This window comes from Bradyrhizobium dasycarpum (assembly GCF_042019905.1).
Lineage (GTDB): Bacteria > Pseudomonadota > Alphaproteobacteria > Rhizobiales > Xanthobacteraceae > Bradyrhizobium > Bradyrhizobium japonicum_B.
The window spans coordinates 4787689-4809639 of sequence record NZ_CP169574.1 but is presented as its reverse complement, the minus strand read 5'-3'; the positions used below and the strand labels follow the sequence as shown (position 1 = coordinate 4809639).

Below are 21951 nucleotides of genomic sequence, written 5' to 3'. Positions count from 1 at the left end.
AGCGTCAGCTTCGGGAACGGGCTTTTTCACCGGAGAGTGAACGATGGGTTACAAAGTCGCAATCGTCGGCGCGACCGGCAATGTCGGACGGGAAATGCTCAACATCCTGGATGAGCGCAAATTCCCCGCGGACGAGGTCGTGGCCCTGGCCTCACGCCGCAGCATGGGCGTCGAGGTCTCCTATGGCGACCGCACCCTGAAGGTCAAAGCGCTCGAGCATTACGACTTCTCCGACGTCGACATCTGCCTGATGTCGGCGGGCGGAGCGGTCTCGAAGGAATGGTCGCCGAAGATCGGCGCAGCCGGCGCTGTGGTGATCGACAATTCCTCGGCCTGGCGCATGGATCCGGACGTGCCGCTGATCGTGCCTGAGGTCAATGCGGCCGCGACCGAAGGCTTCAAGAAGAAGAACATCATCGCCAACCCGAACTGCTCGACCGCGCAGCTCGTCGTGGCGCTCAAGCCGCTGCACGACAAGGCGACCATCAAGCGCGTCGTGGTCTCGACCTATCAATCGGTCTCGGGCGCCGGCAAGGACGCGATGGACGAATTGTTCTCGCAGACCAAGGCCGTCTACACCAACAGCGAGATCGTCAATAAGAAGTTTCCCGCGCGCATCGCCTTCAACATCATCCCCCAGATCGACGTCTTCATGGAGGACGGCTACACCAAGGAAGAGTGGAAGATGATGGCGGAGACCAAGAAGATCCTCGATCCCAGGATCAAGCTCACCGCCACCTGCGTGCGCGTGCCGGTGTTCGTCGGCCATTCCGAGGCCGTCAACATCGAGTTCGAGAATCCGATCAGCGCCGACGAAGCCCGCGAGATCCTGCGCAAGGCGCCCGGCTGCCTCGTCATCGACAAGCAGGAGCCCGGCGGCTACGCCACGCCGTATGAGGCGGCCGGCGAGGACGCGACCTATATCAGCCGCATCCGCGAGGACGCCACGGTGGAGAACGGCCTCGTGCTGTGGTGCGTGTCCGACAATCTGCGCAAGGGCGCGGCCCTCAACGCGATCCAGATCGCGGAAGTGCTGATCAACCGCAAGCTGATCAGCGCCAAGAAGAAGGCGGCCTGAGAAAGAATCTAGGGTGGGTTAGCGGCGCGGCTGCGCGAAGCGCAGTCGCTCGGCGTAACCCACCTCTTCAGTTTCCGCGGTGACAGAAGTGGTGGGTTACGCCTTCGGCTAACCCACCCCTACGAGATCAAGCCACGCTGCGCGCGTTCCGAAATTCCTTCGCGACCTTGTCCAGCACGAACAGCGATCCCTCCGCGACGCCGAAATAGGCGCCGTGGGTCTGCATCTGGCCTGACTCCACGGCCTTGCGCACGAACGGGAAGGTCATCAGGTTTTCCAGGCTGCGGAACACTGCGGCCTTCTCGATCCGCTCGACGAATTGCGCCATGGTTTCGTGGTCGCGCTGCTCCACCACCTCGCCGGGCTTGATGAACATCTGCATCCATTTGCCGATGAAGTCGCCCGGCGTCAGCGGCTCGATCTTGTCGACGAAGGCGCGGATGCCGCCGCATTGCGCGTGGCCGAGGATGACGATGTGCTTCACCTTCAGCACCGTCACCGCATATTCCAGCGCCGCCGAGACGCCGTGGGCGGTGCCGTCGGGCTGATACACCGGCACCAGGTTGGCGATGTTGCGGACCACGAACAATTCGCCCGGCCCGACGTCGAAGATCACTTCGGGCGAGACGCGGCTGTCGCAGCAGCCGATCACCATCACTTCCGGGAACTGCCCCTTCAGCGACAACTCGCGATAGCGGCTCTGCTCGGTCGGCAGCCGCTGGGTGGCGAAGGCCTTGTAGCCTTCCAGCAAATGCTTCGGGAATGTCATCATGGCCTATGCCTAATCATATACCGCTGGGGCGAACAAGCCTTTCGAATGAGCAGGCCAAATGCTATCGGCTCCGCCAGAATAGGTTCGAGGAAACCGGAAGGAACGCTCGCATGACCCGCCCGCGCCGCAGCCATCTGTTCATGCCCGGCTCCAATCCCCGTGCGCTGGAAAAGGCGCGCAATCTTGCCGCCGACGGTCTGATCCTGGACCTGGAAGATTCCGTTGCCCCCGACGCCAAGGCAGTGGCGCGCGACGGCATCGCCGCCGCGATCGCAGCCAAGGGCTTTGGCAAGCGCGAGATCCTGATCCGGACCAACGGCCTCGACACGCCCTGGTGGGCCGATGACGCCGCCATGGCCGCCAAGGCCTCGCCTGACGGCATCCTGGTTCCAAAAGTTTCAAGCATCGAGGATCTCGACACGATCGGCCTCCGCCTCACCGAGCTTGGCGCCGCGCCGACGGTGAAGGTCTGGGCCATGATCGAAACCGCGCGCGCCGTGCTGCATGCGGAGGAGCTGGCCGAGGCCGGGCGCGATCCGTCGCGGCGTCTCGCCGGCTTCGTGTTCGGCCCCAACGACATCTCGCGCGAGACGCGGATCAGGATGCTGCCCGGCCGCGCCGCGATGCTTCCGATGATCACGCATTGCATCCTGGCGACGCGCGCCCATGGCCTCGAGATCCTCGACGGCCCCTACAGCGACATCGCCAACCCCGACGGCTTCGCCACCGAATGTGCGCAAGCGCGCGATCTCGGCTTCGACGGCAAGACGCTGATCCATCCTTCGCAGATCGACGCCTGCAACGCGATCTTCACCCCGCCCGCGGAGGAGGTCGCGCGCGCGCGAAAGATCATCGCGGCGTTCGAGCTGCCGGAGAACGCCTCGCGCGGGGCGATCCGCCTCGATGGCGCGATGGTGGAGCGCCTGCATGCCGACATGGCGAGGCGCACGATCGCCATCGCGGACGCGATCGCTGCGATGGGGAGGGGTTGAGGCGGCTTCGCTGCGAATTCAGCGGCAGCCTCGCCGCGTCACTGCCGTCTTCGCGCGTTCCTCAGAGTTTCGGACGGCAGCTCGCCGACGGCTTGCCGATATTCCGAGGCGAAGCGGCCGAGATTCTGGAAGCCGCATCTGAACGCCACGGCAACGACGCTGGTCTGCTCGTCGGGCCGCCGCAACAACTCCGCGGCCCGCTGCAGCCGGAAGCGTCTCGCGCACCGGCCGGGTGATCCCCGTCCGGTATCGGAGAACTCGCGGAAAATCGTCCGCACGCTGACATTGGCAATCCTCGCGATCTTCTCCAGGTCGAGAGGTTCGTCCCAATGCGCCTCGATATAGGCTTCCACGATGTCGACGACGGATCGGTTGGCGCCCGGTGCCGGGCGCAGCAGCCGGTCGGTGAAGTTGTGCTGGTGCGCCAGAAGGATTCGAACCATCAGCGCCCGCTCGAGCTCGGCGATGGCGATGGGCGAGTAATCCTGTCCGAATTTTTCCAGCTCCTCGACAAACTTGAAGACGTCCTGACGCACCTGGGTCATTGCCGTCGGATCCGCTTCACCCGTGAAACGCAGTGCCACGTCGCTGCTGTCGCCGAGCATTCCCTTCAGCAAACGCTCGAGCGCGCCGGCTTCCACTCTCAGCACCAGCTGGCGGTAGCCCGGCGCAAAGTCGAGATCCAGCCTAGCTTCGCCGGAGACGATCGGACTCCAGGCCGAGATCGGCCGGCCCTGTCCTTTGGTCCTGAAAGCCGCAGCACCCTGAATGGAGAAGAACTGGCGGAGGATCGAGGACTCGGGAAAGGACAGCGACGCTGCACCTTCATAGGCGCAGAAGGCGATGCCGATCGATTGCAGGCGGGCAAAGTTGGCCTGGATGCCGAACTCACCGTCATGCTTTTCGAAGCGGTCGGCGCCATACGTGGCGAACAGGCGGTCGCGCGCGAACTCGCTGTCGCGGGACTGAAGCAAAGGATACCGGTCGAGAAAAGAAACGGAGCCCAAATCAGAAACCTCTGACGAGAGAAATTAGTGCATCTCTTTTCGGGCGCTACCAATTGGAAATTGCATCGATGTCGCCAGGCGCAGCCTGAGTCTTCCTGGAGAGCGCACTTGCATCGGATGCGACAAATTGTCTGGACCCATGCATATGCCCGGTCGCGCAGGGAAGGATGATTGATCGATGCAGATCGTTGCCGAATACCGATAGCGATCTTAGGCCGGCGTTCGCAATTCAAGGCCTCGGCGTGCCAGCAAGGCTCCGGATGTCTCCGGCCGGTTAATCGCACTGGCAGAATCCGGCCATTGTGTCTTCGATCGGACAAATACTCTGATAATTCGATTCGTATACCTCCTGCATGGTGCGGGGTCGCGGAGCGGACGAAGTTGGTCCGCACGGGATTCCGAGTCAGACCATGAATATTGCAACGGTTTGCAAGCTCACGCGCTGCAAACAGCATCAATTTCGGAGCTAACAAAATGTTCGGCCGTAAATCCCGCCCCGACGCCCAAGCCCGGATTGATGCGATCGGCCGCTCGCAGGCCATGATCGAATTCAATCTTGATGGCACGATCATCACGGCCAACAAGAACTTCCTCGACGCCCTCGGCTATCGGCTCGACGAGATCCAGGGCAAGCATCATTCCATGTTCGTGCCGGCCGACCAGCGCGACAGCGCCGAGTACAAGGCGTTCTGGGCTGCATTGAACCGTGGCGAGTATCAGGCGCGCGAGTTCAAGCGGATCGCGAAGGATGGCCGCGAGGTCTGGATCGAGGCTTCCTACAATCCGGTGCTCGACGGCAACGGCAAGACGGTGATGGTCGCCAAGATTGCGACTGACATCACCGCGAAGAAGATCCGCAGCATGACGGATGCTTCGAAGATCGTCGCCATCAGCCGCGCCCAGGCCGTGATCGAGTTCAGGCTCGACGGTACCATCGTCACGGCCAACGAGAATTTCTGTAAGGCGCTCGGCTATTCGTTGTCCGAGATCGAGGGCAAGCACCACGGCATGTTCGTCGCCGAGGCCGAGCGCAACGGCGCCGCCTATCGCGAGTTCTGGGCCAAGCTTAACCGCGGCGACTACCAGTCCGGCGAGTTCAAGCGCATCGGCAAGGGCGGCCGCGAGATCTGGATCCTCGCCTCCTACAACCCGCTGCTCGACGAGACCGGCAAGCCCTTTGGCGTCGTCAAGTTCGCGACCGACGTGACCGCGGAGAAGCTGAAGAACGCCGATCTCGCCGGCCAGATCGCGGCGATCGACAAGGCCCAGGCCGTGATCGAGTTCAACATGGACGGCACGATCATCACCGCGAACGCCAACTTCCTCGGCGCGCTCGGCTATTCGCTGGCCGAGATCAAGGGCCATCATCACAGCATGTTCGTCGAGCCCGGCGAGCGCGACAGCAGCGCCTATCGCGAGTTCTGGGCGGCGCTCAACCGCGGCGAATACCAGGCGGCGGAATACAAGCGGATCGGCAAGGGCGGCAAGGAGGTCTACATCCAGGCCTCCTACAATCCGATCATGGATCTCAACGGCAAGCCGTTCAAGGTCGTCAAATACGCCACCGACGTCACCAGGCAGGTGCTGGTCCGCATGGGCAACGAGCGGGTGCGCGGCATGATGGAATCGGTCGCGGCGGGTTCGGAGGAGCTGAACGCCTCGGTGCGGGAGATCTCCGAGGCGATGACCAAATCGCGCGAGACCGCGATGAGCGCGGTGGATCAGGTCGCCACCGCGGACGCGCAGGCGCAGCGCCTCACGGAAGCCGCGCAGGCGATGAGCGGCATCGTCGAGCTGATCAACAACATCACCGGACAGATCAACCTGCTCGCGCTCAACGCCACGATCGAATCGGCCCGTGCGGGCGAGGCCGGCCGCGGCTTCGCGGTGGTCGCCTCGGAGGTCAAGAGCCTCGCCAACCAGGCCAAGCAGGCCACCGACAAGATCGGCGCGGAGATCGGCAGCCTCAACGGCATCTCCGGCGACGTCGTCAGCGCGCTCAGCGCGATCAAGCAGGCCATCAACAATGTCAGCGAATACGTGACGTCGACGGCCGCGGCGATCGAAGAGCAGAGCACCGTGACGAACGAGATGTCGACCAGCATGCAGCGCGCTGCGGCGGAAGCCGCCGCGATGGCAGCGCGGGCTTGATCAAGCCGCCACGGACATCCACGATGCAGGTTGCGGCTGCCGATGCCTGGTGCGGCCGCATTCCTGTGATTTAGATCACACAATCCGGGAGGTTGCTTCGGTAAATTTGCGTCGCTTAAATAACGCTTCCGATATCGCGCGTGGGCTTTCATATGCTTCGCAAATTATTCTATTGCCTTGCACTCCTTGTTCTCGCCGGGCCTGCAGCCGCCAATGACCGCGTCAGAGGCGAGGCGAACGCTGCGATTGCCGCAGCTTCCGAGGCGATCCGGCGAGATTCCCAGGACGCGAATGCGTATTACAACCGCGGAAACGCTTATGCCGCGAACGGCGATGCCGACCGCGCCATAGCCGACTACACCGCGACGATCCGGCTCGATCCGGCGCACGCGAATGCCTATTACAATCGCGGCAACTCCTACAGCAGCAAGGGCGATACGGAGCGTGCGATCGCGGACTATTCGGCGACGATCCGGCTCGATCCGGGCTACGCGAACGCCTATTTCAATCGGGGCAATGCCTACAGCAACAAGGGCAACACCGATCGCGCCATCGCCGATTATACCGAAGCAGTGCGCCTGCAGCCGAGCAATGCGAACGCGTATTTCAACCGCGGCAACTCCTATGGCCGCAAGGGCGAGACCGACCGGGCCATCGCGGACTACACCGAAGCGATACGCGCGGATTCCACCTATGCGAACGCCTATCTCAACCGCGGACTGGCCTACGAGAAGCGCGGCGATTTCGCCAGGGCGAGGGCCGACTTCAACGCCACGCTTGGCCTAACCCATACCGCTACGAGATGGGCTCTGGACAAGGCACGGGAGCGGCTTGCCGTCCTGCCTTCGCCGCGACCGGCAACGATCTTGGTGGAGAAGACCGGCGTCGCTCCGCTCGTCACGGTGCCCGGGGCTGCGAACTCTGATCGCCGCATCGCTCTCGTCATCGGCAACTCGGCCTATGAAAACGTCGCCGCCCTGCCAAACCCCGTGCGCGATGCAAGCCTCGTCGCCGACGTGCTGAAGCTCACCGGGTTCGAAGCCGTCACTCTGCTGACCGATCTGCGCAAGGATGCCTTGGTAAATGCCTTGCGCGAGTTCGCGGCACGTGCGGAGACGGCGGACTGGGCCGTGGTGTATTATGCCGGACACGGCATGGAGGTCGGCGGCATCAATTATCTCATCCCGACGGACGCGAAGATCGCGGCGGATCGCGAAATCGCGTTTGAAGCCGTGCCGGTCGATCAGGTTCTCAATGCTGCGGAGCGCGCCAGGAAGCTGCGCCTCGTCATCCTCGATGCCTGCCGGGATAATCCGTTTGCAGCCCAGATGAAGCGCACGATGTCGGTCGCGTCGCGTTCGGTGTCGCGAGGTCTGGCCCCTGTCGAGCCGGAGGCGGGCACGCTGGTGGTCTATGCCGCCAAGGATGGCGAGACCGCGCTCGACGGCGATGGCAGCAACAGTCCGTTCGCAACCGCCTTCGTCAAGAACGTTCCGACGCCGGGCCTCGAAGTCCGCAGGCTGTTCGACTTCGTTCGCGACGACGTCATGGAAACAACCGGCCGCAGGCAAAAGCCGTTCAGCTACGGCTCGATCTCCGGCCGGCAGGACTTCTATTTCGTGGCCGGCAAGTAATATCCTGGGAGTCGCGCCTCAGCGCGGCGCGACGTCGGTGCGTTCAAGCGACTCCAGGGTCGAGGCATTGGCGCAATAGTCGTGGTAATGTTCCGCGGCGGTGCCGTCGGCGAGATCGCGGTCGCATTGTCCCTTGTGGTTGCACAGCGAGCATACCCGCTCCAGATCGCGGAGCAGCAGCGGCTGCGCGCGGCCGAGGTTTTCGGCGCTGATGCCGAGCTGCTCCAGCATCTTGGGTAGCTCGTCGGCAGAATGCTTGCCGTGGCGAACCAGCTCCTCCAGATCGTCTGGCGCGATCCGCAGGTCGTTCGCGATCCGGTCGAAATCGGCGCGATCGAGCTGCCGCATCTCGCTGATCTCGCGGCGGTGCTTCAACCAGTCGGCAAAGGACTCGATGAGATCCTGGACGATGGGATAAGGCCTGCTTGCGGTGCTCATGGAAAGCTCCTTCGGACGGCGGAATTGGAGCGACTTAAGCACAATGTTGCAGGGGCGCGTTGCGCTGGATCAAACCGGAGACGATCCCGCAAATCAGGTCTCGTGCCCCCCGGACGCGGCGCGGTACGCAGTGGTGCGCCGCTGAGCCGGGGCCCATCTCGCCACTTTGCTGGGTCCCGGCTCTGCGGTGCAGCGTTGCACGCTGCGCCGCGTCCGGGACACGTGGGGAGAGCTACGCAAACCGCTCCGTTGCCCAGGCATACAGGCTGCCCGGAATCGGCTTTTCGCCGCCGCGGCCCTTGGGCGAGACGTGCAGGCCGATGATCTCCGGGTTGGTGACGAGGCCGAGATAGCTGGAGGGATCGAAGAACAGTTTCGGCTCGGCATGCACGGCGTAGAACGATTGCTTCGGCAGCGCGCATGCCAGCTCGCCGGTGCGGCGCGCCAGCGCGGTCAGTGCCGCGGGTCCGTAGATCGCGACGCGAATGTCGGCGAGGCGATTGGAGCCGCCGCGCAGGCGGCGCATCATGAAGGTGATGCGGTGGCGCACCGACAGCCAGTTCGGCGTCAGCTCCTCCTGCTCCATCAGCTCCTCGAACGCACGCACGATGCCGTGCTGCGACGGCAGGTAGATCACGGAATTGCCGAGCTGGCGCGGCCGCTCCCAGGCGAAGTAGGGTCTTGCCGGATCGATCTCGACCGGCTTGAGCAGCAGCACGTCGGCATCGAGCCAGAGGCCGAGTCCCTTCGCCATCAGCCTCATGCGGAAGAAGTCGCTGAACTGCAACGTGGTCCAGTCGCGCCAGCTGCCATCCGGCTGCGGCGGCCGCAGGCGTTCGGAGAACGCGTGCGGCAGGATCGCTTCCGCCTCCGCGTTGGCGATGCCGGCGGGTAGGCCGGGAATGGGGTCGAAGCTGTAGACCGTGACCTTGTGGCCGGCAGCCAACTGCGAACGCAGACAGGTCTGGCGCAGTGCGTCCATCGGGCCATGCCAGAAGGTGACGATCTCGGGCAGCATGCGGCGAAGCTATAGGGATAACGAAGGCAAAGAAAAAGCCCCGGCGCTGACTGCACCGGGGCTCAAAGCGGAGAGCGATCTCAGGCCCAGGCGCGTTCGCGCTTGAGCTTGTCCTCATAGCTGTCGATCGAGGCCTTCTTCTCCATGGTGAGGCCGATGTCGTCGAGGCCGTTGATCAGGCAGTGCTTGCGGAACGGGTCGATCTCGAACTTGACCTTGCCGCCGTCGGGGCCGCGGATCTCCTGGTTCGGCAGGTCGATCGTCAGCGTCGCGTTGGCGCCGCGCTCGGCGTCGTCGAACAGCTTGTCGAGGTCTTCTTGGGCAACGCGGATCGGCAGGATGCCGTTCTTGAAGCAGTTGTTGTAGAAGATGTCGCCGAACGAGGTCGAGATCACGCAGCGGATGCCGAAGTCGAGCAACGCCCAGGGCGCGTGCTCGCGGCTCGAGCCGCAGCCGAAATTGTCGCCGGCGACCAGCACCTTGGCGTTGCGATAGGCGGGCTGGTTGAGCACGAAATCCGGGTTCTCGCTGCCGTCGTCCTTGTAGCGCTGCTCGGAGAAGAGCCCCTTGCCAAGGCCGGTGCGCTTGATGGTCTTGAGGTACTGCTTCGGAATGATCATGTCGGTGTCGACATTGATGATCTTCAGCGGCGCCGCGACGCCTTCCAGCGTGGTGAACTTGTCCATGGTTGGGCTTTCCCGCAGGTGGTCAGGGAAGGCGTATTTATCGCGATCCAGCCGGGAATCCTAGGCCGAATTGGGCAGGGCTAGTCTGCTTGGCGGGATCAAGCCGCGGCAGCAACGGTGCTCTACTCCGCCCGTGCCTCGATCGCGGCCATATCGTCGTCCGACAGACCAAAATGGTGGCCGATCTCGTGGATCAGGACGTGGCGTACGATATGGCCGAGGCTTTCGTCGTGCTCGGCCCAATAGTCCAGGATCGGCCGGCGGTAGAGCCAGACCATGTTGGGCAGCCGCGCCACGTCGCCGAGGCTCTGCTGCGGCAGGCCGACGCCCTGGAACAGGCCGAGCAGGTCGAACTCGCTCTCGCAGTCCATCTCGTCGAGGACCTCCTCGGTCGGGAAGTCGTCAACGCGGATGATGACGCCTTCGCACAGGGCGCGAAACTCCGCCGGCAGGCCCTCGAAGATTTCGTGCGCCGTCGCTTCCATCTCGGCCAGCGAGGGCGCTTTCAATTCCGTCCACATGGGCTTGTCTTAGCGCGGGTTTCTTGGCGATGCATCCCGCTTTATAAGCGCGGCGAGGTTGACGGGCGCCGCCAAAACGGGGAGCGTGGGGCTCGAGCAGGACGGTTCAGGTGGACGAAAAATGCGAGCAAAAACAGCGCTGACGCTACTGTGCATGGGGTTGTTTTCGCAGTTTTGCGTCGGCGCGGAGGCGCAGACGGCGGCCCCCGGTGTCAGGCTGGCGCAGGCGGCCTCACCGGACGACATCCCGCCGCCGCGCAAGCGGCCGCCCGCGCGCCTGCGCGTCACACCCTATTACGCGCCTGACGGCGTCTATCCGCGCTACAATCCCGGTCCCGACGCGGTCCGCGTCTGCAACGCGACCTATGTGCAGGAATTTCGGCCGAGCGGCACGGTGATCGTGCCGCGTGTGAGCTGCTACTGGCGCCGCGGCTGAGCCGGCGCCGGAGCCCCGTAGGTGGTCATGGCGAGATGGGTTGCGTTCTCCGTTGCTGTCGCGCTCGTCGCCGGCCTGCCGCGTGCTTTCGCTGCGCCAGGAGTGACAATCCCGGAGGCTTCGGCGGGGATCGCGGTTTTCGATGCGCGGCGGCCTGCGCGAACCCAACTCAATGTACGGTCCCTCGTGCGCCGCGATCCCCGCTATTTCGCGCGGCCAATCCACTACCGTCCCTATCCCTACGGCGTGCCCGCCCCCTTCGTGTTCGGCTACGGCCCGTTCTGGTGAGCCGCTAGCCGGCGGGCGAAAATCCCTTCACCAGCAGCACGGTCGCCTCTGCGCCGGCCTTGCGGTCGCGCGAAATCTCCTCGTAGTCGGGTGAGTTCGAGAAGGCGAGGAAGGCGGCCTCGTCCGGAAACGACATCATGACGAGCTTGTCGTGCGGCCACGCCCCTTCGAGCACGCGCGGATGCTCATCGGCGGCGAGCAGCCGTCCATCGAACTTCCTGAACACATCGAAGAAACGCGCCTGGTAGCGGTCATAGGCCGCGCGGTCGGTCATCCTCAATTGTGCAATCGCATAGACGGTCATTTCCAAAACTCCTCTCGCCGCCGCACCGCGTCGCAATCGCCGGCTTCGTTCATTCATGGCGCGTTCACGTTGCTGTCCGCAATTTAACCTCGGGAGCGACTGCAATTGAACAGCGATGACGCGGGCCGGGAGCTAGCATCGCAACTCCGCGGTTCGGATTCAGGGAGGAATTCCATGCTGAGGAGTTTGGGTTTCAGGATCGGTCCGATGCGTCTGCTCGGGATTGCGGCGGCGACGCTGATGCTGTCGGCCGGAACCGCGCAGCGCGCCGAAGCGCTGACCTTGATCAATCCGGCAACGTCACCTGCGACCAAGGCGGCGACAGACGACTTGGTCACACAGGTTCGCCACGGTGGCGGTGGACATCGCGGCGGCGGACATTTTCACGGCGGCGGTTTCCGCGGCGGTGGTTTCCATGGCGCTCATATCGGCGGCTTCCGCGCCGCGCCGGCCTTCCATCGCGGCGGCTATCGTTACGGCGGATTTCGCCATTACGGCGGCCATCGTCACCACGGGTTCTATCGCCCGTATTACGGCCATCGCCACTTCCACCGCCGCTACTATTACGGCGGCTACTATCCCTATTACCACCATCCGCGCCGCTGCCGGATCATCTGGACCTATTACGGGCCGCGCCGTATCTGCCGCTGGCACTATCCCTATCGGTACTATTGGTGATGTGATTGAGCTGCTAGCTCTGCGCGTCATGGCCGGGCTTGTCCCCGGCCATCCACGTTCCTGGAGCGCAACAAATCGTGGATGCCCGGGACAAGCCCGGGCATGACGAATACGGCTAGAGCCAGTCCTTCAGCTTCCACGACGAAGCTTTCCACTGCATCAGAGTGTCCAGCTTCCACTGCTTGAACATCGCCGGCGGCCAGCGGCTCAGTCTCGATGTCTCTTCGACCTCGGGCTTGGCGACGATGCGCAAGGGCACCGCGCGGCGGCGGTGCTGACGCGTGGCCTCACTGATCAGGTCGACATATTCCGGCTTGTTGGCCATGGCGCGTCCTCGCGAAATCCTCGCGAGGACGAGAGTGTCAGGCGATCGATTAACGGCGGTTTGCCGCGATCGCTACAATTGCAGGAACAGGCTTAGCGCCAGTCCCTGATATCGACGAAATGACCGGCGATCGCCGCCGCCGCCGCCATCGCCGGCGAGACGAGGTGCGTGCGGCCCTTGAAACCCTGGCGGCCCTCGAAGTTGCGGTTCGAGGTCGAGGCGCAGCGCTCTTCCGGGGCCAGCTTGTCCGGGTTCATGGCGAGGCACATCGAGCAGCCCGGCTCGCGCCATTCGAAGCCGGCCTTGATGAAGATCTTGTCCAGACCCTCGGCTTCGGCCTGCTCCTTCACGAGGCCGGAGCCCGGCACGACCATGGCGTTGACATGCCCGGAGACGTGCTTGCCTTCCGCGATCTTGGCGGCAGCGCGCAGATCCTCGATGCGGCCATTGGTGCAGGAGCCGATGAAGATGCGGTCGACCTTGATGTCGGTAATCTTCGTTCCCGCGGTGAGGCCCATGTATTTCAGCGCGCGATGCTTGGAGAGACGCTTGGCCTCGTCCGCGATCTTGTCGGGGTCCGGCACGATGCCGGTCACGGAGACGACGTCCTCGGGGCTCGTGCCCCAGGTCACGATCGGGGGCAGCTTGGCGGCGTCGAGGCGCAGCTCGTTGTCGAAATGCGCGCCGTCGTCGGAGCGCAGTTTCTCCCAATAGCGCATGGCCGCATCCCAGTCCGCGCCCTTCGGGGCCTTCGGGCGGCCGCGCAGGAAGTCGAACGCCTTCTGGTCGGGCGCGACGAGACCGGCGCGGGCGCCGCCTTCGATCGACATGTTGCAGACCGTCATGCGGCCTTCCATGCTGAGCGCACTGATCGCATCGCCCGCGTATTCCAGCACGTAGCCGGTGCCGCCCGCGGTGCCGATCTCGCCGATGATGGCCAGGATGATGTCCTTGCCCGTGACGCCGTCCGGCAACTTGCCGTCGACGGTGACGCGCATGTTCTTCGCCTTCTTCTGGATCAGCGTCTGCGTCGCCAGCACGTGCTCGACCTCGGAGGTGCCGATGCCGTGCGCGAGCGCGCCGAACGCGCCATGCGTCGAGGTGTGGCTGTCGCCGCAGACGATGGTGGTGCCGGGCAGGGTGAAGCCCTGCTCGGGGCCGATGACGTGGACGACGCCCTGGCGCTTGTCGAACTCGTTGTAATATTCGATGCCGAATTCCTTGGCGTTCTCGGCCAGCGCCTTGATCTGCTCGATGCTTTCAGGATCGGGATTCGGCTTGGTGCGATCGGTGGTCGGCACGTTGTGGTCGACGACGGCGAGCGTCTTCTCCGGCGCGTGAACCTTGCGTCCCGTAGCGCGCAGGCCCTCGAACGCCTGGGGCGAGGTCACCTCGTGCACCAGGTGGCGGTCGATGTAGAGCAGGCAGGTGCCGTCCTCGGCTTCGTGCACCAGGTGGTCGTTCCAGATCTTGTCGTACAATGTGGTTGGCTTGGACATGAGCGTCAGCTCCGAAGAATGTTGGTAGCGGATGTGCGCGAGTGCGCGCGGGCAACAGGGCAGTCTTCAGCGCAGCCTTTAAGCTGCGGGACTAAGCTCTGACGTTGCCGAGGTCGCGAAGCGTCCGAAGAACCGCCCAGGCAGCCGCGAGCGATCGTCGATGACGATGCGCTTGACGGGGGCGAAGCTGGTCGGATCTGGAAACATTCTAGAAGCTATATAGCACGCGGCAGTAAAAGCGCGAGTGCCTAGCGGCACCGTCATTGCGAGGAGCCCTTGCGACGACGCAATCCAGAATCCCTCCGAGGCAAGATTCTGAATTGCTTCGCGGAGCCTGTCATCGGGCCGCGCTTTGCGCGGACCCGGTCGCTCGCAATGACGAGGTCGGGGGAGGGATATCCGGCCAAACAAAAAGCGCGGAGCCGAGCCCCGCGCTTTCGAAACTCGCATGGAGCAGCGAGGCTTACTCGTTGACGGCAGCCTTGGCGTGCTCGGTCTTCTCGACGATGCGGGCCGACTTGCCGCGCAGGTTGCGGAGGTAATAGAGCTTGGCGCGACGCACCTTGCCGCGGCGCACCACCTTGATCGAGTCGATCATCGGCGACATCACCGGGAACACGCGCTCCACGCCCTCGCCGTAGGAGATCTTGCGCACGGTGAAGCTCTCGTTGAGGCCACCGCCGGAACGGCCGATGCAGACGCCTTCATAGGCCTGCACGCGGGTGCGGTCGCCTTCGACGACCTTGACGTTGACGATCACGGTGTCGCCGGGACCGAATTCCGGAATGTCCTTGCCGGCGGACAGCTTGTCGAATTGCTCTTGCTCGAGCTGCTTGATCAGGTTCATGGGTAAATCTCCATCGGCGCGCCCAGCCCTGGAAACGGGGGGCTGCGCAAAATTCGTCTATCCAGCCATTGCGGATTTGGCCGCTCCTATAAGGCAAGCCGGAGCGTTTGTCACCCGTCTGTCTTGGTTTTTGGCGTTTTTTGGCGCCCGGCCCGATCGCCGGCTTGGGCGGGATCCGGGCCCATAAATCCGGCCGCCGGGCCTCGGTGAGCGCCTCCGATTGCGCCCGCCGCCAGGCCGCCACCTTGGCGTGGTCGCCGGAGGTCAGCACCTCCGGGATCGGAGCCCCCTCGAACAGCTGCGGGCGGGTGTATTGCGGGTATTCCAGAAGGCCCTCGGAGAAGCTTTCCTCGGTTCCCGAGGCCTCCTTGCCCATCACCCCCGGCAGCAGCCGGACGCAAGCGTCGATCAGGGCCAAGGCGGCGATTTCGCCCCCGGACAGCACGTAATCGCCGATCGAGACCTCCTCGAGCCCCCGCTTGTCGATCACCCGCTGGTCCACCCCCTCGAAGCGCCCGCAGACGATCAGGGGGCCGGGCCCGCAGGCGAGCTCCTGGACACGGGCCTGGGTCAATGGCCGACCGCGCGGACTCATCAGCAGGCGTGGCCGTTCGGGTCCTGTCTCCGCCGCATCGATGGCCGCCGCCAGAACGTCCGCCCGCAGCACCATGCCCGGGCCGCCGCCGGCCGGGGTGTCGTCGACGCTGCGGTGGCGGTCGGTGGCGGAGGCCCTGATGTCCCGCGCCTCGAGCTGCCAGATCCCGGACGCCAGCGCCCGCCCGGCGAGGCTCACGCCCAGCGGCCCCGGAAACATCTCCGGAAACAGCGTCAGCACCGTCGCGCGCCAGGGGGAGGGATTGGTCATCGGATCCAAATGCCTTGGGGTGCGCGAAGCGCGAGCCCGGGGCCCATAACCACCGCACTTCATCTTGCGATGATCGGAACTTTCAGCTTAGCCAAAAACCACGGCCTGTGGTTATGGATCCTCGCGTTCGCGGCGACGACTCGCGGAGGGATCGTTGTCCTTGTCCTCACCCTCGATCTCCGCAGGCAGCGCGATCACCACGCGGCGGCCGGCAAGATCGACCTCCGGCACCACCGCGTTCGAGAACGGCAACAGCATCGTCGGGCCCTTCGGTGGCGCGATCTCGATGATGTCGCCGGCGCCGAAATTGTGGATCGCGAGCACGCGGCCGAGCGCATCGCCGTCCGTCGTGACGGCGGCGAGCCCGATCAGATCGGTGTGGTAATATTCGTCCTCGTCCGTCGCGGGCAGCTTGTCGCGCGCGACGTAGAGCTCGATGCCGTTGAGGCGCTCGGCCTCATCGCGGGTCGTGACGCCCTTGAACGTCGCGACCAGATGGTCCTTCGCCTCACGCGCCTGCGCGATTTCGAACTGGCGCTTGCCGTCCTTGGACAGCAGCGGACCGTAGCGCTTCACGGCGAAAGGATCTTCGGTGAAGGTCCACAACTTGACCGCACCGCGCACTCCATGCGCGGCGCCGATCCGCGCGACGCAGATCAGCGCCGACATGATCCGGCCTTAACCCTTGGCGGCGGCTTCGGCCTGCGCCTTGCGCTCCTTGCGCGGCACGGCCTTTTCGGGGTTGTTGCGCGCTTCGCGCTTCTTGACGCCGGCAGCGTCGAGGAAACGCGCCACGCGGTCCGACGGCTGCGCGCCCTTGGCGAGCCAAGCCTTCACCTTGTCCATGTCGAGCTTGAGACGGGTCTCGTTGTCCTTCGGCAGCAGCGGGTTGAAATAGCCGAGCCGCTCGATGAAACGGCCATCGCGCGGAAAGCGCGAATCGGCGACGACGACGTGATAGACGGGACGCTTCTTGGTGCCTGCGCGGGCGAGGCGGATAACGACGGACATTCAGTTCTCCTTCAAAGTACGTTTTGTTCGGTTGATTGGCATTTTCGCGTCGCGCGAGACCGGTGCGATCCCGTGCGACGAATTCCTCATTTCTTCTTGCCGGGAAAACCGCCGAGCCCTGGAAGGGTCGGCTTGCCGCTGAGGCCCGTGAGCCCCGGCAGATTCGGCAGGCCCGAGCGAAGACCGGGCGGCAGATCCTTCGGCAGGCTCGGCAGGCCCTGGCCGCCGCCGCTCTGCATCTTCTCCTGCATGGCCTTCATCTCTTCCGGAGACGGCATCTTCATGCCGCCGCCAAAGCCCATCGCCTGCGCGATGCCGGCGAGCAGGGCCGCGCTTGCCCGAGCCCATGGCCTTCATCACGTCGGCCATGTTCCGGTGCATTTTCAGCAGCTTGTTGACCTGCTCGACGCTCTGGCCGCTGCCGGCGGCGATGCGCTTCTTGCGGCTGGCCTTGAGCAGGTCGGGATGACGGCGCTCGTCGCGGGTCATGGAATCGATGATCGCGACCTGGCGCTTCCAGGATCTTGTCGTCGATGCCGGCGGCCGCGATCTGGTTCTTCATCTTGGAGATGCCGGGCATCATGCCCATCAGGCCGCTGATGCCGCCCATGCTCGACATCTGCAGCAGCTGCTCGCGCATGTCGTTGAGGTCGAACTGACCCTTGCGCATGCGCTCGGCGGTGCGCGCGGCCTTCTCGGCGTCGATGTTGGCGGCGGCGCGCTCGACCAGCGAGACCACGTCGCCCATGCCGAGGATGCGGCCGGCGATACGATCGGGGTGGAAATCTTCCAGCGCATCGGTCTTTTCGCCGGTGCCGAGCAGCTTGATCGGCTTGCCGGTGACCGCGCGCATCGACAGCGCGGCGCCGCCGCGGCCGTCGCCGTCCACGCGTGTCAACACGATGCCGGTGAGGCCGACGCGCTGGTCGAACGCGCGCGCGAGATTCACGGCGTCCTGGCCGGTGAGGCTGTCCGCGACCAGCAGCACTTCGTGCGGGTTCGCCGCGGCTTTGATCGCAGCCGCCTCCGCCATCATGTCTTCGTCGAGCGTGGTGCGGCCGGCGGTGTCGAGCAGCACGACGTCGTAGCCACCGAGCTTGCCGGCTTCCAGCGCGCGTTTTGCAATTTGCGGCGGCTGCTGGCCGGCCACGATTGGCAAAGTGGGAATGTCGAGGTCACGGCCGAGCACGGCGAGCTGCTCCATCGCCGCGGGACGATAAACGTCGAGCGAGGCCATCAGCACCTTGCGCTTGTCGCGCTGGACCAGGCGGCGGGCGAGCTTTGCGGTGGTGGTCGTCTTACCGGAGCCTTGCAGTCCGACCATCATGATCGGCACCGGCGGCACGGAATTGACGTCGATGGTCTGGCCTTCGCTGCCCAGCGTATTGACCAGCTCGTCATGGACGATCTTGACCACCATCTGGCCGGGGGTCACCGACTTGACGACGGTGGCGCCGATCGCCTGCTCGCGGACGCGCTCGGTGAAGCTGCGGACCACCTCGAGCGCGACGTCAGCCTCCAGCAGCGCGCGGCGCACCTCGCGCATCGCGGCGTCGACGTCCTTTTCGGTCAGCGCACCGCGCCCCGTCAGACGATCGAGAATTCCGCCAAGCCGTTCCGACAGATTGTCGAACAATGAAGTTGTCCTTTGTCCTGCTCGCGCAGGGTTGCCGCGTTCACCGCTGTCATGCCCCGCCTTCGCGGGGATGACCGCTTCCTTGGCTAAACGATCTTCCAAACACCTTTGCGCCCGAGGGCGCACAGCGCTGTCGGGCGTTGACCTCCGGCCCCGAGGGCCGGTCGGCGGGTCGAAAAGAAAGCCTTTCCGAGAAAGTGGCGGGGTTAAACGCCGCTCCCGCCCAAAAGTCAAGGAAAGTTAGGGTGCCGGGGCGGCGTTGCCAGGGCAAGATCCTGAAAAGAGGGCCTTTTCGGCTGCCGGTTCCTTTTCGCCGGGATCCGCCCATATAGAACTGATGACCTGCCTCCGTTACCACCGCTGAAACCCCCGTGCCGATCACCCGCCGCCGCCTGTTCGGACTGCTTGCCGGGGCCGGCGCCCTGGTCGGTGCTCCCTCGCTCTGGATGTCCCGTATGAAGACCTATGACGGCCCGGTCTCCGATCATTTCGACGGCCTCACCTTTTTCGATCCGGACGGAGCGCCGCCGAAATCGCTGCGCGAGGTGCTGCGCTGGCAGTTGGGCGGCAAGCGGCAGCGCGCGACCTGGCCGGATTGGGCCCCCAGCCCGCACGCCGACACCCCGCCGGAGCGGGTCGACGGCGACAAGGTACGGCTCTCCTTCGTCGGCCACGCCAGCTGGCTGATCCAGGCCGGCGGCCTCAACATCCTGGTCGATCCGGTCTGGTCGATGCGGGTCTCGCCGGTCGCCTTCGCCGGCCCGAAGCGGCACAACGATCCCGGCATCGCCTTTGAGAAGTTGCCGAAGATCGACGTCGTGCTGGTCTCGCATGGCCACTACGATCATCTCGACATCGCGACGCTGTCGCGGCTCACCAAGAATTTTTTGCCCCGCGCGTGGTCACCCCGCTCGGCAACGACGTCACGATGCGCAGCTGGGATCCCAGCATCAAGGTCGAGGCGTTCGACTGGCATGACCGCGTCGAGCTTGGCAGCGGCATCGCCGTGCATCTGGTGCCGACCCGGCACTGGACGGCGCGCGGCATGTTCGATCGCAACAAGGCGCTGTGGGCGAGTTTCGTCATGGAGACGCCGGCCGGGAAGATCTACGTCGTCTGCGATTCCGGCTATGGCGATGGCCGGCATTTTCGCCGCGTCGCCGAGAGGCACGGCAAGCTGCGCCTCGCCATCCTTCCCATCGGCGCCTACGAGCCGCGCTGGTTCATGCGCGACCAGCACATGAACCCGGAGGACGCGGTGAAGGCGCTGGCCGATTGCGGCGCCGAGGCCGCGCTCGGGCATCACCACGGCACGTTCCAGCTGACGGACGAAGCGATCGACGCGCCGGCGAAGGCGCTGGTCGAGGCTCTCGATGCCGCGAAGATCCCGCAGGAGCGGTTCGTGGCGATGCAGCCGGGGCAGGTGGTGGAGATTTAGGGCGTGTATCCATAAAGCCGGCGGCGTGATGCGACGAGTTCGTGCGGCTCTGCGCCGTTGAACCCGAAAGCCCATGACGCAACAAAACACCATGGATTTCTTCGGTCGGAAGACCTTGATTGATCGATGGATGGAGCCGGCCTGTGGGATTTTTGCTGAGAATTGTGCTTGCAACCGCTCTCGTGAACCTTGCTCCTGCCGTTGCCCAGGCGAAGAACGCCGTCGCTTCTCCTGCCTTGCAGAAGGAATTCGATGGCTTCATCGAGAAGTTTCGCGCGGCGCTAAAGGCAGACGATTCCGCCGCGGTCGCCGCTATGACACGATTGCCGTTCATGAACGACAACTCCATTCGCGACGCCGCACAATTTGGCGCCAAGATCTATCGGACCTCGTTCACGGCGAAAAATCGCGCGTGTCTCCAGCGCGGCAAGGGCGTCTACGATCGCGATGACTACAAGAATGAAAGTTATTTCGTCTTCTGCGGCGAGCTCATCTTCGTCTTTACCAAGACGCCGACGGGATTCCCTTTTTACTGATATCAGCCCGAATGATTGATCAGGCAACGACGCTATCCACTGCTGCCGGAAGATATGATCGGCCGCCTCGCCCAGCGACACACCGACTACAGCAAGCTGGGCGATGGGCCTCTCATGAACGGAGCTACTGCACCTGCTTGATCGCCCAGCTCACATTCACCGTCACCGACAGCGTCTCCTCACCCGGCGCGACCGCCGCAGGCGCCGCCATTGGTGCTGTCGCCATCCGCGCCTTGAACAGCGGCACCGGAGCGCCGCCCTCGGACACGCTCAGCGGGGCGCCGAGCGTCACGCCCGTTGCCTTGGCGTAGATCTCGGCCTTGCGGCGGGCGTCAGCGACGGCCTGCTCACGGGCGTCGTCGAGCAGCTTTGAGGCCTGCGTCACCTCGAACGAGATGTTGCCGATGTCGTTGGCGCCGGCGCCGACCAGCGTGTCGATGATGGCCGCGACCTTGGTGACGTCGCGGATCTTGACGGTGACGCGGTTGCTGGCGCGGAAGCCGACCACCGGGGATGCGCCGGTGGATCTGTTCTGGCCGTATTGCGGCTGCAGCGACAGGCGCGAGGTCTGGTAATCCTTCTCGGCGATGCCGGCGCCCTTCAGCGCCAGCAGCACCTTGCCCATCGCGGCGTTGTTGGCGTCGGAGGCTTCCTTCGCGGTCTTGGCGTCGTTGGCGACGCCGGCGTCGATCTGCGCGAGATCCGGCGCCACGGAGATATTGGCTTCGCCGCTCACCGAAATGGCGGACGGAAAATCATCGGCGAGCGCAGGCGTTGCCGGCAGCGCGGCGGCAACAACGGCGGCAAGGGACGCGGCAAGGACGGCAGGGTTCTTCATGATTCTCATTTCAGCGGCACGAAAACGTTGATCACCAGCTTGTCTTCAACGGTCTTCAGGGGGTCGGTGAGGTATTCCTCGATGAAGGTGTCCTTGGCTTCCAGCCTCTTGTCGTCGAGGTGATTGGTGATCGCCTCATAGGTGTTGTCCATGTTGTCGTAGGAGCCGCGATGGACGAATTTCAGCACCTTGCCCTCCGGCGATTTGCCGATGCTCATGTCCTTGGGCAAGTTCTTGGGGTCCTGCTCGATCGGGATCTCGGCCAGGAAGGTGAAGCCGGTGTCGTCGGTCGAGGTGTAGACGACCATCGCATTGCCGGCCGCCTTGATACCCTGCTTGTCCAGCAGCGTGGTCAGCGCCTTGAAAGCGTCGATCAGCGTGTCGAAGGCCGAGTCCCAGTTCGCGGTGCCCTTGACCATCACGACCTTCCTGGCCTCGAAGCGTGGTCTCCAGACCGAACGGATCGGCGGTCTGAACCGGGGCGGGGGTTGCAGCGGCCGCCGGGGGCGGGGCCGTTGGGCTGGCCGAGGGTGAGGCGCTGGCGGCGGGCGAGGGCGTCGCCGCAGGTGCCGGCGAAGCGCTGGCTGCGGGCGACGGCGCTGCCGCAGGTGCGGGCGATGCGCTCGCGGCCGGGGAGGGGGTCGCCAACGGGGCCGGCGAGGGACTTGCGGAGGCGGCCGGTGTCGGGCTTGACGTTGCGGGGCTTGGGGTTTGCGCCAGAACCTCAGGCAGGCCAAGCGACAAGGCCGCTGCCGGGATCAGCGCGGCCAGAGCAAGACGACGAAACCCGATCATTTCATTCTCCCCAAGGACTTCACCACCAAGACCTTCAACACCAAGGCCTTAATCACCAAGACCTTGCCTACCAAGGCCTTGCCCACCAAGGCCTCATCCGGCTCGAGCCCGGCCCCGCATCCCGGCTCGCGGCGAGCCGCGCCGTTCTAACACGCGGG

The 21951-nt window shown here is 64.5% G+C and carries 21 protein-coding genes and 4 pseudogenes; 9 read left to right on the top strand and 16 right to left on the bottom strand.

Features of this window, described 5'->3' with window-relative positions; genetic code table 11:
- The first annotated feature begins 43 nt into the window (after positions 1-43).
- Positions 44-1078: an aspartate-semialdehyde dehydrogenase gene (locus ACETMP_RS23015; protein WP_375157989.1), complete on the top strand. Its 1035-nt coding sequence runs from the start codon at positions 44-46 to the stop codon at positions 1076-1078.
- 127 nt (positions 1079-1205) lie between these two features.
- Here ACETMP_RS23015 and ACETMP_RS23010 read toward each other — a convergent pair whose 3' ends face one another.
- Positions 1206-1850 (bottom strand): carbonic anhydrase, encoded by a 645-nt coding sequence (locus tag ACETMP_RS23010; RefSeq protein WP_375157988.1) that lies wholly within the window; start codon positions 1848-1850, stop codon positions 1206-1208.
- Between the two features lie 110 nt (positions 1851-1960).
- Here ACETMP_RS23010 and ACETMP_RS23005 point away from each other — a divergent pair, with 110 nt between their 5' ends.
- Positions 1961-2842 (top strand): HpcH/HpaI aldolase/citrate lyase family protein, encoded by an 882-nt coding sequence (locus ACETMP_RS23005; RefSeq protein WP_375157987.1) that lies wholly within the window; start codon positions 1961-1963, stop codon positions 2840-2842.
- Between the two features lie 38 nt (positions 2843-2880).
- Here the strand turns inward: ACETMP_RS23005 and ACETMP_RS23000 are convergent, their stop codons facing one another.
- A complete protein-coding gene (locus ACETMP_RS23000; protein ID WP_375157986.1) occupies positions 2881-3816 on the bottom strand; it encodes a helix-turn-helix domain-containing protein in 936 nt (311 codons plus the stop codon).
- Between the two features lie 507 nt (positions 3817-4323).
- Between ACETMP_RS23000 and ACETMP_RS22995 the strand changes: the two genes are divergently transcribed.
- Together ACETMP_RS22995 and ACETMP_RS22990 are read left to right on the top strand one after the other, a co-directional pair.
- The gene (locus tag ACETMP_RS22995; protein ID WP_375157985.1) at positions 4324-6000 is read left to right on the top strand and encodes a PAS domain-containing protein; all 1677 of its coding nucleotides are present in this window, start codon (positions 4324-4326) and stop codon (positions 5998-6000) included.
- 152 nt (positions 6001-6152) lie between these two features.
- Positions 6153-7634, top strand: a complete 1482-nt coding sequence (locus ACETMP_RS22990; protein WP_375157984.1) for a tetratricopeptide repeat protein — start codon at positions 6153-6155, stop codon at positions 7632-7634.
- 18 nt (positions 7635-7652) lie between these two features.
- Here ACETMP_RS22990 and ACETMP_RS22985 read toward each other — a convergent pair whose 3' ends face one another.
- From ACETMP_RS22985 to ACETMP_RS22970, 4 genes are all read right to left on the bottom strand, one after another.
- A complete protein-coding gene (locus tag ACETMP_RS22985; protein WP_375157983.1) occupies positions 7653-8072 on the bottom strand; it encodes a DUF6455 family protein in 420 nt (139 codons plus the stop codon).
- A 232-nt stretch (positions 8073-8304) separates the two neighbouring features.
- Entirely contained in the window at positions 8305-9090 is a 786-nt protein-coding gene (locus tag ACETMP_RS22980) for a hypothetical protein (protein WP_375157982.1), read from the bottom strand.
- Between the two features lie 80 nt (positions 9091-9170).
- Complete coding sequence (gene leuD, locus ACETMP_RS22975; RefSeq protein WP_212376752.1) at positions 9171-9776, bottom strand: 3-isopropylmalate dehydratase small subunit; 606 nt, start codon at positions 9774-9776, stop codon at positions 9171-9173.
- Positions 9777-9898: 122 nt separating this feature from the next.
- Positions 9899-10297, bottom strand: coding sequence for a metallopeptidase family protein (locus tag ACETMP_RS22970; RefSeq protein WP_126261328.1), 399 nt, complete (start codon positions 10295-10297; stop codon positions 9899-9901).
- Positions 10298-10451: 154 nt separating this feature from the next.
- Here ACETMP_RS22970 and ACETMP_RS22965 point away from each other — a divergent pair, with 154 nt between their 5' ends.
- Positions 10452-10733, top strand: coding sequence for a hypothetical protein (locus ACETMP_RS22965; RefSeq protein ID WP_257197930.1), 282 nt, complete (start codon positions 10452-10454; stop codon positions 10731-10733).
- Between the two features lie 292 nt (positions 10734-11025).
- Here ACETMP_RS22965 and ACETMP_RS22960 read toward each other — a convergent pair whose 3' ends face one another.
- Complete coding sequence (locus ACETMP_RS22960) at positions 11026-11325, bottom strand: DUF1330 domain-containing protein (protein WP_375157981.1); 300 nt, start codon at positions 11323-11325, stop codon at positions 11026-11028.
- A gap of 174 nt (positions 11326-11499) precedes the next feature.
- On the opposite strand from ACETMP_RS22960, the gene ACETMP_RS22955 reads away from it, so the two are divergent.
- A complete protein-coding gene (locus tag ACETMP_RS22955; RefSeq protein ID WP_375157980.1) occupies positions 11500-12003 on the top strand; it encodes a hypothetical protein in 504 nt (167 codons plus the stop codon).
- A gap of 115 nt (positions 12004-12118) precedes the next feature.
- On the opposite strand, the gene ACETMP_RS22950 is transcribed toward ACETMP_RS22955, so the two are convergent.
- From ACETMP_RS22950 to ffh, 7 genes and pseudogenes are all read right to left on the bottom strand, one after another.
- Positions 12119-12328, bottom strand: coding sequence for a hypothetical protein (locus ACETMP_RS22950; protein ID WP_375157979.1), 210 nt, complete (start codon positions 12326-12328; stop codon positions 12119-12121).
- A gap of 92 nt (positions 12329-12420) precedes the next feature.
- Positions 12421-13827 (bottom strand): 3-isopropylmalate dehydratase large subunit, encoded by a 1407-nt coding sequence (leuC, locus tag ACETMP_RS22945; protein ID WP_028133305.1) that lies wholly within the window; start codon positions 13825-13827, stop codon positions 12421-12423.
- Between the two features lie 463 nt (positions 13828-14290).
- Positions 14291-14674 carry a 50S ribosomal protein L19 gene (rplS, locus tag ACETMP_RS22940; protein ID WP_028133304.1) on the bottom strand — a complete coding sequence of 128 codons (384 nt, stop codon included), beginning with the start codon at positions 14672-14674 and terminating at the stop codon, positions 14291-14293.
- Between the two features lie 110 nt (positions 14675-14784).
- Positions 14785-15539: pseudogene (trmD, locus tag ACETMP_RS22935) on the bottom strand (tRNA (guanosine(37)-N1)-methyltransferase TrmD).
- A 111-nt stretch (positions 15540-15650) separates the two neighbouring features.
- Positions 15651-16211 carry a ribosome maturation factor RimM gene (rimM, locus tag ACETMP_RS22930; RefSeq protein WP_375161966.1) on the bottom strand — a complete coding sequence of 187 codons (561 nt, stop codon included), beginning with the start codon at positions 16209-16211 and terminating at the stop codon, positions 15651-15653.
- Positions 16212-16217: 6 nt separating this feature from the next.
- Entirely contained in the window at positions 16218-16550 is a 333-nt protein-coding gene (gene rpsP / locus ACETMP_RS22925; protein ID WP_008133080.1) for a 30S ribosomal protein S16, read from the bottom strand.
- Positions 16551-16636: 86 nt separating this feature from the next.
- Positions 16637-18186 (bottom strand): annotated as a pseudogene (ffh, locus tag ACETMP_RS22920) (signal recognition particle protein).
- A gap of 371 nt (positions 18187-18557) precedes the next feature.
- On the opposite strand from ffh, the pseudogene ACETMP_RS22915 reads away from it, so the two are divergent.
- A pseudogene (locus ACETMP_RS22915) lies at positions 18558-19624 on the top strand (MBL fold metallo-hydrolase).
- Between the two features lie 143 nt (positions 19625-19767).
- Positions 19768-20160 carry a hypothetical protein gene (locus ACETMP_RS22910; RefSeq protein ID WP_375157978.1) on the top strand — a complete coding sequence of 131 codons (393 nt, stop codon included), beginning with the start codon at positions 19768-19770 and terminating at the stop codon, positions 20158-20160.
- Between the two features lie 124 nt (positions 20161-20284).
- Here the strand turns inward: ACETMP_RS22910 and ACETMP_RS22905 are convergent, their stop codons facing one another.
- Complete coding sequence (locus ACETMP_RS22905; RefSeq protein ID WP_375157977.1) at positions 20285-20998, bottom strand: SIMPL domain-containing protein; 714 nt, start codon at positions 20996-20998, stop codon at positions 20285-20287.
- A 5-nt stretch (positions 20999-21003) separates the two neighbouring features.
- A pseudogene (locus tag ACETMP_RS22900) lies at positions 21004-21793 on the bottom strand (GyrI-like domain-containing protein).
- On the opposite strand from ACETMP_RS22900, the gene ACETMP_RS22895 reads away from it, so the two are divergent.
- Positions 21710-21943 carry a hypothetical protein gene (locus tag ACETMP_RS22895; protein ID WP_375162062.1) on the top strand — a complete coding sequence of 78 codons (234 nt, stop codon included), beginning with the start codon at positions 21710-21712 and terminating at the stop codon, positions 21941-21943. The pseudogene ACETMP_RS22900 and the gene ACETMP_RS22895 overlap by 84 nt on opposite strands.
- Positions 21944-21951 lie beyond the last annotated feature (8 nt).